The organism is Sphaerisporangium fuscum, from assembly GCF_018531465.1.
GTDB classification, from domain to species: domain Bacteria; phylum Actinomycetota; class Actinomycetes; order Streptosporangiales; family Streptosporangiaceae; genus Sphaerisporangium; species Sphaerisporangium fuscum.
On record NZ_JAHDTF010000025.1, the window covers coordinates 129780 to 144079 of the forward strand.

Below are 14300 nucleotides of genomic sequence, written 5' to 3' on the forward strand. Positions count from 1 at the left end.
TCAGGTCAGGTCGCGGATCAGCGCGTCGGCCAGGAGCCGGCCCTTCAGGGTCAGCACCGCGCGCCCGCTCCTGAACGGGCCCGGCTGGAGCAGGCCGTCGCCGAGGGCACGGGCCACCGCCGTACGGGCGTCGGGGCCGATCTCGGCCAGCGGGAACCCCGAGTCGAGCCGCAGCTCCAGCATGAGCCGCTCGACGTGGCGGTCGGCGTCGGAGAGCACCTCGCGGGCGTGGCCCGGCGAGACCCCTTCGGCCAGGCGCGAGGCGTACGCGGCCGGGTGCTTGACGTTCCACCAGCGCGTGCCGCCCACGTGGCCGTGCGCGCCGGGCCCGACGCCCCACCAGTCGCCGCCCGTCCAGTAGAGCAGGTTGTGGCGGCAGCGGCCCTCCTGTGAGGCCGCCCAGTTGGACACCTCGTACCAGGAGAACCCGGCCTGGGTCAGCATGGCGTCGGCGATGAGGTAGCGGTCGGCGGCCACGTCGTCGTCGGGCATCGGCAGCTCGCCCCGGCGGATGCGGGCCGCCAGGCGGGTGCCGTCCTCCACGATCAGGGAGTAGGCCGAGATGTGGTCGGGACCGGCCTCGATCGCCGCCGCCAGCGAGGCCCGCCAGTCGTCGTCGGTCTCCCCCGGCGTGCTGTAGATCAGGTCGAGGTTGACGTGCCGGAACCCCGCGCCGTACGCCTCACGCACCGCCTGCGCCGCGCGGCCCGGCGTGTGGCGCCGGTCGAGGACGGCGAGCACGTGCTCCTTGGCGCTCTGCATGCCGAAGCTGACCCGGGTGAAGCCTCCGGCCCGCAGCCTCTCGAGATAGGCCGGGTCGACCGACTCGGGGTTGGCCTCGGTGGTCACCTCGGCGCCGGCCTTCAGCCCGAACTCCGCCTCGATGGCCCGCAGGATGCGGACCAGGTCGCCGGCCGGCAGCAGGGTCGGCGTGCCGCCGCCGAAGAACACCGTCTCCACCGGCAGCTCGGCGTCGCCCAGCACCCGGCGGGCCAGCCGTATCTCCTCGATGGCGGTCGCGGCGTAGTCGCCGCGTGAGGCGCCCGGGCCGAGCTCGGCGGCGGTGTAGGTGTTGAAGTCGCAGTAACCGCAGCGTGTCGCGCAGAACGGCACGTGGACGTAGAAGCCGAACGGCCGGGTGCCGAGGCCCTCGCGGGCGCTGGCGGGCAGCTCGCCCGAGGCGGGCACGGCATCGCCGTCGAGAAGTACGGATGGCACCTTCCCAGTGTGCCGCCCCCGCCGCTGTGCCGGGGACGACCGACACCGCCGCGGCGGAGGCGTGCGGCTACTTCTTGGGCTTGTCGGCGCTGCCGCTCTCGGTGGACAGGGCGGCGACGAAGGCCTCCTGGGGGACCTCGACCCGGCCCACCATCTTCATGCGCTTCTTGCCTTCCTTCTGCTTCTCCAGCAGCTTGCGCTTACGGCTGATGTCACCGCCGTAGCACTTGGCGAGGACGTCCTTGCGCATGGCGCGGATGTTCTCGCGGGCGATCACGCGCGAGCCGATGGCGGCCTGGATCGGCACCTCGAACTGCTGCCGGGGGATGAGCTCCTTGAGCTTCTTGGCCATCTCGACGCCGTAGGAGTAGGCCTTCTCGCGGTGGACGATCGCGCTGAAGGCGTCGACGGCCTCGCCCTGGAGCAGGATGTCGACCTTCACGAGGTCGGCCGCCTGCTCGCCCGACGGCTCGTAGTCGAGCGAGGCGTACCCCCGCGTGCGCGACTTGAGCTGGTCGAAGAAGTCGAAGATGATCTCACCGAGCGGCAGGGTGTAGCGGATCTCGACGCGGTCCTCCGACAGGTAGTCCATGCCGAGGACGTTGCCGCGGCGGCTCTGGCAGAGCTCCATGATCGCGCCGATGTGGTCGGACGGGGACAGCAGGGTCGCCTTGACCACCGGCTCGTAGATCTCGGCGATCTTGCCCTCCGGGAACTCCGAGGGGTTGGTGACGGTGATCTGCTTGCCGTCCTCCATGACGACCCGGTAGATGACGTTGGGCGCGGTGGAGATCAGCGCCAGGTTGAACTCGCGCTCCAGCCGCTCGCGCACGATCTCCATGTGGAGCAGGCCGAGGAAGCCGCAGCGGAAACCGAAGCCCAGGGCCGCGGAGGTCTCGGGCTCGTAGACCAGGGCGGCGTCGTTCAGGCGGAGCTTGTCGAGGGCCTCACGCAGCTCGGGGTAGTCGTCGCCGTCGATGGGATACAGGCCGGAGTAGACCATCGGCTTGGGGTGCTCGTAGCCGCCGAGCGCGTCGGCGGCGGGACGCACCACCGAGGTCACCGTGTCGCCGACGCGCGCCTGGCGGACGTCCTTCACGCCGGTGATGAGGTAGCCCACCTCGCCGACGCCCAGGGACGCCGACGGCACCGGCTCGGGCGAGATGACCCCGATCTCGAGGGTCTCGTGGGTGCCGCCGGTGGACATCATGACCGTGCGCTCGCGCTTGGACAGCTGGCCGTCGATGACCCTGACGTAGGTCACCACGCCGCGGTAGGTGTCGTACACCGAGTCGAAGATCAGCGCCCGGGCGGGGGCCTCGGCGTCGCCGACGGGGGCGGGCACCTGCGCGACGACGTGGTCGAGCAGCTCCTTGACGCCCTCGCCGGTCTTGCCCGACACGCGCAGCACGTCGGAGGGGTCGCAGCCGATGAGGCCGGCGAGCTCCTCGGCGTACTTGTCGGGCTGCGCGGCCGGCAGGTCGATCTTGTTGAGCACCGGGATGATGTGCAGGTCGGCGTTCATGGCCAGGTAGAGGTTGGCCAGGGTCTGCGCCTCGATGCCCTGCGCGGCGTCGACCAGCAGGATCGCGCCCTCGCAGGCCGCCAGCGACCGGGACACCTCGTAGGTGAAGTCGACGTGGCCCGGCGTGTCGATCATGTTGAGGACGTGGCCGTCCCACGGCAGCCGGACCGCCTGCGACTTGATGGTGATGCCGCGCTCGCGCTCGATGTCCATGCGGTCGAGGTACTGCGCGCGCATCTGCCGTGCGTCGACCACACCGGTGAGCTGCAGCATCCGGTCGGCAAGCGTGGACTTGCCGTGGTCGATGTGCGCGATGATGCAGAAGTTGCGGATCAACGCGGGGTCGGTCTGGCCAGGCTGGATGCGCACCGGGGTCCGTTTCGGCAGGATTGACGACGATCATGAGACCGGCTGGGCCGGCCGCTTCCCATGGTGGCACGCCCGGGTGGTCACCCAGGCAGCGTCACCCGGACAGCAAAGCGGCGCCGCACCCGCTCACACCGCCCGGGCGAGGATCTCGCCCCGCCTCGCCGGCGTGCCGGTGCCGCGCTTCGCCTCCAGTTTACCGGGCACCAAGACCGCCAAGCTCGTGCCTGCGCTAAGATTACGGCGCAGGCGTGTGCCGGGTCTTCGATTTGAGCGCGGACCGGCCATGTTGGTAACCTGTTCAACTGCGTGTGGCGCGCCCTCTCTGCCCGCGCGCCCCATCCAATCGACTTTCACCGAGGCTTCTTCGTGGCGAACATCAAGTCCCAGATCAAGCGCAACCGGCAGAACGAAAAGGCCCGGCTGCGCAACAAGGCCGTCAAGTCCTCTCTGAAGACGGCGGTCCGCAAGTTCCGCGAGGCCGCCGACCAGGGCAACCTGGAGGAGGCCGCCGTTCTCATGCGCGCCGCCTCGCGCCAGCTCGACAAGGCGGTCAGCAAGGGCGTCATCCACAAGAACCAGGCGGCCAACCGCAAGTCGGCGATCGCCCAGCGCGCCGCCGCTCTCACCGCCGGCAAGTAGGCGCCACCCTTCCCGCACACGCGGGAAGGAGCCGACAACGCCGTGTCCTCATGCAGGACGCGGCGTTTTGGCATGTCCACTCCCGGCAGCCGCCGCCCCTCGGCGGTCTCCAAGCGCGAGGGGAATATCACGATTTAGACATCATCCGCCGCTCCCGGGCGATATCGGCTCCGTCACCTGATCCACCAAGATCTAGTGCCGTACGACGTGACCGTCGGCGCGCGCTCCGACTCCCATGCCCGGCCTGGACAGGAACGCCTGAAGCGCCCTGAGCTGATCCGTTTCGGGGTGGACGAAGAGTGCGGCGACAGGCGCGCCTCGTCCAGAGCTCCTGGCCTGGGCCCGTGACCGGCGGCACGTGGAGACCGCGCTCTCCCAGCCCGCCGCGCAGACCATGGACGTGTCGGTCGGTGACGAGCCGGCCATAGCGGGGCGGCTCGACCACCGCCAGGTACCCGCCCGGCTGACGGGGATCTTCCAGCTCGACGACCCCTACTCGGAACGCCGAGGGGACGACGAGCTGCTGCGCCGGGGCGTCGAGCACGGTGACCACACCACAGGCGCGCATCCGCGCCCGCCGAACCGCAACGGTCGCCCGATCAGCTCCGAGATGATCCGTACGCGCTCGATCCGGGTCAGGGACTACGGTCCGGTGAGTACGCATGCCTCCCCGACACGCTCATCGAGCAGGGCGCGTACGGCGCGCCCAAGTCGACCGGGGCCGGTTCGGCGTCCGCCGTACAGTCCGCGGACGATCCGGCCGTTGATGATCTGAGGCACCCACATGAGGTCGTCGGTCATGAACGCGCCGGGACGTACGAAGGTCCACGGCAACCCGGACATTTCCACGGGCCGTTCCAAACGCGGGTGTTGTTCACCGATCCAGCCGGCTTGAGGGGCGTTTCGGTCGATGAGGACAGCGGCACGGCATGTCCCAGTCCGGCTACGCGCGCCACTTCGAGGAGTCCGTCGATCTCGGTGAAGACGCGGAACAGGAATGCCCGGCCGACGCCGGACAGCGCCTCCGGCGGGGTTTCCGGCTAGGTCATGTCGCCGGGATTACGGGTCATGAGACGTACCTTTTCGCCCGCGTAGAGCAGTTGACCGACAATTTCGGCGCCGACGCTCCCGGTGCCACCGGTCACCAGAATCGCGAAATCTCCATTTCTTTTCTTCGGATCGCGTGCTGTGGCGAGCCCACGACGAGCATCTCCGGCCGGGCCTGGGCCACCGCCTCGCCGACCGGCGCCGCATCCAGCCCGTCCATCACGACCCCCTCCGCGCCCAGCCGCCACGGCAGGCCCCCGCCTCCATGCTCGATGTCTGTCTCCGCCACCCGGGACGAGACAGCCCGGCCTGTGTGACATGCGGGCGGAAAGAGCCGGAAGGCGATCTCGTACGGCGCCCGGCCATGTGGTGCACATCACTGTCACAAGGATCGGATCGTCGGCATCTTGTGGTCGTCCAGCGCAAAACACGGCACAAGGAAACGCATCATGGAACCTCGCTTGATCCTTGCCGCCGGCCGGCTCGCGTCCATGAAGCGCTGCTTCTCGGCCAGCAACATGATCTTCAAGGATTCGACGCTGCCGAAGGCGCTTCAGGATCTGGTGATGCTCCGCGTCCACGGTGTTCACCGAGGCCGAGCGCGCCGCCCTGGTGATTCTCATCTCCCTCATCAACACCGCCAACCGGTTGAACGTCATCGTCCGGCAGCCCGGCCAGTTGGCCTGACGGAAGGAACGTCATGAGCACAGCCTTGGAAACCCTTCGCCGTGAATTCGGCGGCGACATCATCGAACCCGGCGCGCCGGAATACGCGTCGGCCGCCCACGCGATGCTGGCGTCGGGCAGCCCGGCCTACGTGCTGCGCCCCAGCGGCGTCGTGGACGTGCAGGCCGGAGTCAGATTCGCCGTCGAGACGGGACGGTCGCTGTCGGTACGCGGCGGCGGGCATGCCTTCCCCGGCTTCGGCACCAACGACGACGGCATCGTGATCGATCTTCGCCGGCTGGCGAGCGTGGAGGTCATCGACAAGGACCGTCACCTGGTGCGGATCAGCGGCGGCGCCACCTGGGGCCAGGTCGCCTCCGCCCTGGCCCCGCACGGCCTGGCCATCTCCTCGGGCGACACCAAGAGCGTCGGGGTCGGCGGGCTCACATTGAGCGGCGGCATCGGATGGAAGGTCAGGAAGCACGGCCTGGCCCTGGACAACCTGGTCGCCGCCGAACTGGTCACCGCCGACGGCCGGATCGTGCGGGCCAGCGCCCAGGAGAACCCGGAATTGTTGTGGGCGCTGCGCGGCGGTGGCGGCAACTTCGGCATCGTCACCGCCTTCGAATTCACAGCACACCCGACCACCGACGTCTTCTACGGCAAGATCACCTTCCCTGCCTCCGAACTCCCCGGCGTACTGCAGGGCTGGGCGGACCATATGCGTGACGCCCCCGAAGAGCTCACCTCCATCGCGAACTTCGCCAATCCCTTCGCCGGCGGCCCCGAGGCGCCGGTCGAGATCCAACTAGCCTTCGACAGCGACGACCCGCGGCTCGCGGCCCAGGCCATCGACCCCATCCGCGCCCTCGGCACCGTGATCGCCGATGATGTCGCGCTGCGACCGTATGCGGACACGCTGGTGGACGGCGCGATCCCCCCGCCCGGCATTCAGTTGGTGACGCGCAGCGCCTTCGTCGACAGGGAGTCGGTGCCGCAGGCCCTGCGGATCCTGGCCGAGACCGGGGCATCGCAGGGGGCGCCGTTCATCGCCGTGCGCAGCCTCGGCCGCGCGGTGTCCCGGGTCCCCGAGCAGGCCACCGCCTACGCCCACCGCCAGGCCGAACTGATGGTCGTGACCACCACCGCGGGCCCGCCGCCGGTCATCGAGGCCGCCCGCCCCACGCTGGAGGCGATGTGGGCCAGACTCGCACCTCACGTCAACGGCGCCTACGCCAACTTCCTCTCCACCGCCACCGAGGACGACGTCGCCGCGATCTATCCCGCGCGGACTTACCAGCGCCTCGCAGCGATCAAGCGCCAGTACGACCCCGGCAACCTGTTCGCCCGCAACCACAATGTCCGGCCCCAGTAGGCCGCCTGCACCGCTTCGCACCCGTAGCAGAAAGAAGGAGATCATGAGCAAGGTTTGGTTCGTCACCGGTTCGTCCCGCGGCCTTGGCCGCGGCTTCGTCGAGGCCGCCCTGTCCCGCGGCGACCGGGTGGCGGCCACCGCCCGCACCCCTCGAAGCCTGGATGACCTGGTCACCACCTACGGCGACCTGGTGCTTCCGCTGAGCCTGGACGTGACGGACAAGGCCTCCGTCTTCGAGAGCGTGACGCAGGCCAAGGAGCACTTCGGCCGTCTGGACGTGATCGTGAACAACGCCGGCTACGGCCTGTTCGGCGCGGTCGAGGAACTGACCGAGCAGCATCTGCGCGACCAGTTGGAGACCAACCTGTTCGGCCCGCTGTGGGTGGTCCAGGCCGCGCTGCCTCACCTGCGCGAGCAGGGCTCCGGGCACATCATCCAGATCTCCTCCACCGCCGGCGTCGCCGCCTTCTCCCTCGGCGGCGGATACTGCGCGTCCAAGTGGGCCCTGGAGGGCCTGAGCGAGACCCTCGCCCAGGAGGTCGCCGGCTTCGGCATCAAGGTCACCATCGTCGAGCCCGGCAGTTACGCCACCGACGCGAGCGAGAGTGCGATCCAGGCCCCGCCCAACCCGCTCTACGACGCCGCCCGCCAGGCCTACAGCGCGTACGCCCAGGCACTCGACACCGGCGACCCGGCCGCCGCCGGCCAGGCCATGCTCAAGCTCGCCGACACCGACAATCCGCCCCTGCGGGTGTTCTTCGGCACCCAGAGCTTCCCGATGCTCCAGCAGGTCTACGCCGACCGGCTCAAGACCTGGGCCGACTGGCACGACCTCTCAGTGGAGGCCCACGGGCCCCAGGCCACCTGACCTCTCGACGAACCGCCCCACTCGAGCAGAGCGGGGCGGCAGGCGCCCTTACCCTGGCGAACGCCGACCAGGACGTGCGCCGAGACCGATCGGAAGAGGCAGTTTTGTGGAAGGTAGCCGTAATGCACGCCAGCACCCACCGTCCCCCTGGTGGTCGAGCTCAGGATCGCGACCACACTCCGACCACAGCAGGTCAACTGGGCGACCCGCTTCACGGTGAGCAGGTCTGCTTCGCGGTGAGCAGGTCTACTTCGCGGTGAGCAGGTCTAATTCGCGGTGAGCAGGTCTACTTCGCAGTGAACTGCCTGCGCGAAGTCATGGATCTTCTCGGGGCGACCGGTCCCGGCGGACGACGGATTCTTCACCGCCGTCTCCGCCATGGCGGCAGCCGCCGTCGGGGCGGTGACCCGCGCTGGTCGTGGTCGGCGGCATCGCCCTGATCCCGCCGCGACCAGGGCACCCGACACCGCCGCGGCCCCGACGCCCATCAGCGGCGCCGTCCCTCATCCCCACTGCTCCTGCGGCTGGGGGAGCGTGGGGGCAGGCGCGGGGGGATGGAGGAGGCCCCGCCGTCCAGGCTCACCTGAGCCACGGCCGGATCAGCGGCCGGTGCGGCTGGCGACGATGACCTGGACGGTGTGCTCCAGGGCGTACGCGGGGTCCGTACCGCCGCCCTTGACCTGCTCGTCGGCGACGGCTACGGCCTGCATCGCACGCGCGATGCCCTCAGGGCCCCAGCCGTTGAGCTGCCGCTTGACCCTGTCGAGCTTCCACGGCGGCATGCCGACATGGCTCGCCAGCTGCCCGCCACGGAGCTTGCGTGGCGCGCCGCCGACCTTGGCGAGCGACCGCACCCCTCCGGCCAGGGCACTCACGATCAGCACAGGGGCGGTGCCGGTCGCCAGCGCCCACCGCAGCTGTTCGAGTGCTTCGCCGAGCCGTCCCTCGACGGCGCTGTCGGCGATGGTGAACCCACTGACCTCCGCCCGGCCCCGGTGATAGCGGGCGACGGCGGCTTCATCGATCGCCTTGCCGGGGGTGTCGAAAGCGAGCTGGCTGCATGCGGCAGCCAGCTCACGAAGATCGTTCCCCACGGCGTCGAGGAGCGCCTGGGCGGCGGCGCCGCTGATCGAACGGCCGGCGTTCCTCGTCTCACCTTTGATGAAGTCGAGCCGCTCCCCCGCCTTGGTCAGCTTGCTGACCGCGATGACAGCGGCTCCGGCCTTCTTGACCCCCTCGACCAGGGCCTTGCCCTTGACACCGCCGGGGTGCACGAGCACCACCACGGCATCCTCGGACGGGGACTTGGTGTAGGCGACGATTTCGGCGATCACTTCTTTGCCGAGATCCTGCGCCGAGCGGAACACCACCACGGCAGGGTCGCCGAACAGGGACGGGGACGTCAGCCGGGTGAGCTCCCCCGGCTCGACCTTGCCGCCGAACAGGTCATGGACCTGCGTACCCGGGTCCTTGGCGCGGGCCGCCGCGATCACCGAGCTCACCGCCCGATCGGCGAGCAACTCCTCGTCGCCGACCACCAGGGTCACAGGTGCTGGATCCGTCCCCATGGCAGCAGCATCCCACGTCCTGACACTTCACCGGCAACCGAATCCGCTACTCCCAGCCAGATCCCCTCTGCCCCTCAGCAACAGCACCCCCAACCGCTCCCGATAAGACCAACCCCAGAAGGCAACAAAACCAAGCCCCACCCCTCACAAGAAGCACCCCAGGCACAACCAGCCCCAACGGCCCTCACCACCCGAGAAGCTCAAAGCAGCTGCCCCTGGCCGTTCTTCCCGGAAGGGATCTCAGGGGCGGCGGACCGGATGGCGCAGGATGGTGTGCATCCTCGCCGGGTCGGTCTCGTGGACGTCCGAGAGGTAGATCTCGTGGTGCAATCCCGCGTGCACGAGCCCCTCCTGGGTCATGTATTCGTCCATCAGGGCCAGGGAAGCCGGTTCGTCGGCGTAATGACCGTGGTGGGTCATCTGCACGCACAGCCCCTCGGTGAAGGTCACCATCTGCACCTTGTCAACGGCAGCCCCGGATGGCCGGGCGTTCTCCCGCGCCTGGTCGACGAGAGCCGGGTCGAACTCGTCGGGGAGGCGCAGGAACAGGTGCCAGCGCCACTCCGCCCGGGGAACCTGCAGAGGCGGCCGACTGTCCTCGACCCACCAGCGCCCCTCCAACGGCGCCAGGTGAGGCGACGACGGAAGCGCACCGGCGACGGTGTAGAGAGCCTGTACGGCGGCGGTGTACTCGGTGCCGCCCGGCTCGCCCACACCTGTCACCGTCAGGCCCTGGACCGGGCCGAAGGTCACGAGTTCCGGCTTGTCAGCGGCGGTGTACCACTGCCGCATCGCGTCATCCACGGGTATCTCCTTCGAGTCGTCCTCGTTGACCCGCCCAGAATCGTCTCTCCCTCAGTGGGAGAGTCCAGGCGCCCCCCTCCACCCGAGAAGCGATTCGCCACCAGGCGAGTTCAGGACCCTGCGATTGTTCCGGCCCCAGGGGTGGCGCCACCGACGCAAGCGCCACCGACCGGATACCGCCCACAGCGCCCAATACGCCACCAATAGCCAACGCCACATACAACGGCCAGCGCCCCACACAAAACATGCGCCCCACACACCCCCGACGCCACACCAAGCACCAAATACGGCACGAAGAGGACCCCACATAGAACGCCAGCGCCCTAGAGAGAACCGCGCGCCACATACAGCGGCCCCACGCCACGTCAAGCACCGATACGACACAAAGAACCGAAAGCCATACACAACTCGGCGCCCTACACAGACCGCCGCCACACGCAGCACCGGAGGCATAGCAAGCACCGCGATGACACAAAGAACCCGAAGGCCACACACAACACCGGGCGCCCTACACAGACCGCCGCCACACGCAGCACCGGACGCATAGCAAGCACCTGTGACACAAAGAACCCGAAGGCCACACACAACACCCGGCGCCCTACACAGACCCCCGCCACACGCAGCACCGGACGCATAGCAAGCACCTGTGACACAAAGAACCCGTAGGCCACACACAACACCCGGCGCCCTACACAGACCCCCGCCACACGCAGCACCGGACGCATAGCAAGCACCTGTGACACAAAGAACCCGTAGGCCACACAAACACCGGCGCCCTACATAGACCTCCACGCCACACACAACACCCGACGCCATAGCAAGCACCGAATACAGCACCAATAGTCAAGGCGACATATAGCGCTCAGCGCACCCTACATAGAACTCCAGGCCGCACAGCAGCCGATAGCGCACGAAGCGTCCGATACGGCAGGAAGAGCCACCGCTTCATGCAGCGGTCGGCGCCCTACAGAGGGCCCATGCGGCGCAGCATCCGATGCCGCATGCCGCGCCCGCGCACTCGACGCCCTATCGCACTCGACAGGGAAGAGGATCTTCGCCGCTGTCCGTGGAACACCGGCATCACTGCAAGTCATTGGCAATTCACCTGCAGGTATCCTCTGTCACGCTTCAGGAGACCAAGGCGAAAGAGGAGGTGAACACCGTGAAGACCAACCCGAACCGTCACAGTTGCCCCCGTTGCGGAGCGCTGCTCGACGACGGCCCGATCCTCTACCGCTGCGCCCCGTGCCGGCGCTCGCTCTACGCCGCCGACCTTGACACCGAGTTCCGCTCCCTGCACACCCCCACCTCCCGCTGACGCCCTCCCCACTAATCCGGCCTCACTCATTGGCCCCCCACTAACCTGACCTCGCTCCCCGGCCTTCCGTATTGCTCCAGCCGCACTCATCGGCTTCCGCTGACCCGGCCTCACTCACCAGCCTTCCGTATTGCTCCGGACGCAGTCACCTGCCTTCCGCATTGGCCCGGCTCTACTCATCTGCCATTGCCCCAGCCTCACCCATCCACCCTCCGCACTGACCCCGCCTTCTCACTACGCCATTGACCCGGCCTCACCCACCCGCCCTCCACACTGACCCGGCCTTCTCACTACGCCATTGACCCGGCCTCACCCACCCGCCCTCCACACTGACCCGGCCTTACTCACCCGCCCTCCACACTTGACCCGGCCTCGCTTGTCCGTTAGCGCCGCTGAGTGCAAGGGATGCAGCAGTCATGGCAGTTGGAGCGCCCCGCCAGGCGACCCGGCTGGGATCTCCCGGGGGGATCAGGCGCCAGCACCTCCACCGCCATACGGTCACCGGTGCGTCGTCGTCCAGTGAGAGGGCCGCGGTACTCCTTGGAGCGACCGTGATGAGCAGAGGGCTGGAGGTCGGCGGGCTTGGTCAAGGGCCCCGAGGAACCACGGCCAGATGATCGCGGTCGGAGATGACGGCCAGGTCGCCCTGCTGGTCGGTGCGGTAGATGCGCATGCCGAAGGCGTGCAGACGGCTCAGCGTCAGGGGGGCGGGGTGGCCGTAGTCGTTGTCCGCGCCGACGCTGATCAGTGCCGCCCTCGCCCCCATGCTGGCGAGAAACTCCGGATCCTGGCGGGCCGATCCGTGATGCGGAACCTTGAGGATGTCGGCTTTCGGCAGGCCTCGTCGCAGCAACTCCGCCTGGGCCTCGATCTCCACGTCGCCGCACAGCAACGCGGAACCAGCCGCCCACCTCGCGTGGATCACGATGCTGGCGTTGTTCGCCATCGATCCCTCCCCCGGCCCGGCCGCGATCGCCTCCGCCGCCGGGCCGAGGACCGTCAGCGACACCGACCCCAGCTTCCACGCCATCCCCGGCGAGGCCACCCATTCCGGCACATGCCGTCGACTGAGGTCGGCGCTGACCCGTACACTCTCCTCCTCTGGTTGGTGACCAGGGCTCACCACCACGGCCCCCACGGACCTGTCGCGGAACACACCGTCGAGGCCTCCGACATGGTCGAGATGCGGATGGGTCAGGACAAGCAAGGGCACCTGTTTCACACCGAGTGCACGCAGGCACCGGTCCATCGCCACAGGATCGGGCCCGGTGTCGATCACGATCGCCTGCGCGCCTCCGGCTGACAGGACGAGGCCGTCGCCCTGCCCGACGTCGCAGGAGACCATGAGCCATCCCGGTGGAGGCCAGGACGCCACGGCCGGTCGCACGACGAAGACGGCGATCATCAGGCCGGCGGCGACGGCGCACACGATCAACCGCCATGCGGCGCGCCGCAGGAGCACCAAGGCGACCGCGGCGGTGATCGCGAGCAGCAGCAATCCGACGGGGCCTCCGGGCCACGGCAGCACGGCCGAGGGCAGGCCTGCCGCCTGGTGCGCGACCGAGATGATCCAGCCGACGGCGTACCCTGCCGGGCGGACGATCCACCGTGCGACCTCCATGTTGACGGGCGCCACGACCGCCGCCGCGAAGCCGAGAACGGTCGCGGGTGCGACAGCCGGGCCTGCGAGGAGGTTCGCGGGGATCGCGACGAGCTCCAGCTGTCCCGAGATGAGCACGAGCAGAGGCGTCACCGCCGCCTGGGCGGCGCAGGGCACCGCTATGGCCTCGGCGGACCAGCGAGGCATGCGGACGGCCATGCGGTCTCGCCAACGAGGTGCGAGCTTCAGGATGCCACCCGTGGCGAAGACCGACAGGGCGAAGCCGTACTCACGGGCGAGGGCCGGGTCGAACAGGATCAGTCCCAGCACCGTCGCCGACAGGGCGGCGATGCCGTCCCGCGGACGCCCGGAACCTAGCGCCACCGCGGTCACCACTCCCATCACCAGCGCACGAAGCACGCTGGGCGACGGCCGGGCGACGACGGTGAAGGCGAGCATCGCGGCTATCGCCAGCGCGGCCCGCAGCGCCAGTGGCAGCCCGGCGACTCGCGCCACCGCGATGACCGTTCCGGCGATCACGGCGAGGTTCGCTCCTGATACCGCGGTCAGGTGACTCAGACCGGCCGTCTTGAGCTCGTGTCTGACCTGCTCGTCCATCAGCGAGACGTCGCCGACAACCAGCCCCGGCAGAAGCCCGCGCTCGGCCGGTGTGAGAACCGCGGCCGCCTGTCGTAGGCCTGCGCGCAGGGTGGCCGCCATCTGCTGCGGTGGGGACGGGCCGTTCAGCACGAACGGCGACTCCTTGATCACGAGGGTCGCGGCCGTGAGCTCCCCGGGGTCCGCCGGGACGAGCCTGCCTTTTGCCCGTATCCGCTGGCTGGGCAGGAGCGACGCCCACTCGGCCCCCTGGGCGAAGACCACTACAGGTACGGCGGTCGTGAACCGCGATCCGGACGTCTCCACGAGCACGAGGTCGCCCTCGACGACGACCCTGTCGTGTCGGACCAGTCCACGATTCCCCTTCAGGACCCGTGGATCGTCCGTGACGGTGATCTCCACCGTGACCGTCGCCCGCTTGGCCGCCAGCGCCGGGACCGGCCCGGACGTGATCGCGTGAACCCGGAACGCCACGCAACCGGCTACCGCCGCGACACACCCCAACACCCCGAAAGCCGTGGTCCGCCCCCATTCCTCCCACCACGTGGCCAGGCCACTCCCCCTCATCCCACCCCGCCCGACGACACCCCGACGGCCGGCTTTTGCCTCACCGACCGCCCCACGCCCGCTCGCACCCTGCCCGACGACACCGCCACCGCCGGCACTTGCCTCACCCGCCGCCCCA

General features: G+C 69.1%; 12 protein-coding genes. 5 read left to right on the plus strand and 7 right to left on the minus strand.

Features of this window, described 5'->3' with window-relative positions; translation table 11 throughout:
• Together hemW and lepA are read right to left on the minus strand one after the other, a co-directional pair.
• Positions 1–1218 carry a radical SAM family heme chaperone HemW gene (gene hemW / locus KIK05_RS30365; RefSeq protein ID WP_214414302.1) on the minus strand — a complete coding sequence of 406 codons (1218 nt, stop codon included), beginning with the start codon at positions 1216–1218 and terminating at the stop codon, positions 1–3.
• Positions 1219–1285: 67 nt separating this feature from the next.
• Entirely contained in the window at positions 1286–3112 is a 1827-nt protein-coding gene (lepA, locus tag KIK05_RS30370) for a translation elongation factor 4 (protein ID WP_214414303.1), read from the minus strand.
• Between the two features lie 366 nt (positions 3113–3478).
• Between lepA and rpsT the strand changes: the two genes are divergently transcribed.
• Entirely contained in the window at positions 3479–3751 is a 273-nt protein-coding gene (gene rpsT / locus KIK05_RS30375; protein ID WP_214414304.1) for a 30S ribosomal protein S20, read from the plus strand.
• Between the two features lie 358 nt (positions 3752–4109).
• Positions 4110–4526 (plus strand): hypothetical protein, encoded by a 417-nt coding sequence (locus KIK05_RS30380; RefSeq protein ID WP_214414305.1) that lies wholly within the window; start codon positions 4110–4112, stop codon positions 4524–4526.
• A gap of 366 nt (positions 4527–4892) precedes the next feature.
• Here KIK05_RS30380 and KIK05_RS48365 read toward each other — a convergent pair whose 3' ends face one another.
• Complete coding sequence (locus KIK05_RS48365) at positions 4893–5018, minus strand: hypothetical protein (RefSeq protein WP_284681474.1); 126 nt, start codon at positions 5016–5018, stop codon at positions 4893–4895.
• A gap of 162 nt (positions 5019–5180) precedes the next feature.
• Positions 5181–5327 carry a hypothetical protein gene (locus tag KIK05_RS30385; RefSeq protein ID WP_214414306.1) on the minus strand — a complete coding sequence of 49 codons (147 nt, stop codon included), beginning with the start codon at positions 5325–5327 and terminating at the stop codon, positions 5181–5183.
• Between the two features lie 171 nt (positions 5328–5498).
• On the opposite strand from KIK05_RS30385, the gene KIK05_RS30390 reads away from it, so the two are divergent.
• Positions 5499–6839 carry an FAD-binding oxidoreductase gene (locus KIK05_RS30390; RefSeq protein ID WP_214414307.1) on the plus strand — a complete coding sequence of 447 codons (1341 nt, stop codon included), beginning with the start codon at positions 5499–5501 and terminating at the stop codon, positions 6837–6839.
• Between the two features lie 43 nt (positions 6840–6882).
• Positions 6883–7707 carry an SDR family NAD(P)-dependent oxidoreductase gene (locus KIK05_RS30395; RefSeq protein ID WP_214414308.1) on the plus strand — a complete coding sequence of 275 codons (825 nt, stop codon included), beginning with the start codon at positions 6883–6885 and terminating at the stop codon, positions 7705–7707.
• Positions 7708–8306: 599 nt separating this feature from the next.
• Here the strand turns inward: KIK05_RS30395 and holA are convergent.
• Both holA and KIK05_RS30405 read right to left on the minus strand, forming a co-directional pair.
• A complete protein-coding gene (gene holA, locus KIK05_RS30400; RefSeq protein WP_214414309.1) occupies positions 8307–9275 on the minus strand; it encodes a DNA polymerase III subunit delta in 969 nt (322 codons plus the stop codon).
• A gap of 240 nt (positions 9276–9515) precedes the next feature.
• Positions 9516–10079 (minus strand): GyrI-like domain-containing protein, encoded by a 564-nt coding sequence (locus KIK05_RS30405; protein ID WP_214414310.1) that lies wholly within the window; start codon positions 10077–10079, stop codon positions 9516–9518.
• 1162 nt (positions 10080–11241) lie between these two features.
• Between KIK05_RS30405 and KIK05_RS30410 the strand changes: the two genes are divergently transcribed.
• Entirely contained in the window at positions 11242–11397 is a 156-nt protein-coding gene (locus KIK05_RS30410) for a hypothetical protein (protein ID WP_214414311.1), read from the plus strand.
• 586 nt (positions 11398–11983) lie between these two features.
• On the opposite strand, the gene KIK05_RS30415 is transcribed toward KIK05_RS30410, so the two are convergent.
• Positions 11984–14089 carry a ComEC/Rec2 family competence protein gene (locus KIK05_RS30415; protein WP_308250176.1) on the minus strand — a complete coding sequence of 702 codons (2106 nt, stop codon included), beginning with the start codon at positions 14087–14089 and terminating at the stop codon, positions 11984–11986.
• Between the last annotated feature and the right edge of the window lie 211 nt (positions 14090–14300).

What these genes read in the sequence shown, in the direction of transcription:
- KIK05_RS48365 (WP_284681474.1), bottom strand. Translation starts at nt 5,018, where the DNA reads ATGGACGGGCTGGATGCGGCGCCGGTCGGCGAGGCGGTGGCCCAGGCC.
- KIK05_RS30390 (WP_214414307.1), top strand. Translation starts at nt 5,499, where the DNA reads ATGAGCACAGCCTTGGAAACCCTTCGCCGTGAATTCGGCGGCGACATC.
- KIK05_RS30395 (WP_214414308.1), top strand. Translation starts at nt 6,883, where the DNA reads ATGAGCAAGGTTTGGTTCGTCACCGGTTCGTCCCGCGGCCTTGGCCGC.
- holA (WP_214414309.1), bottom strand. Translation starts at nt 9,275, where the DNA reads ATGGGGACGGATCCAGCACCTGTGACCCTGGTGGTCGGCGACGAGGAG.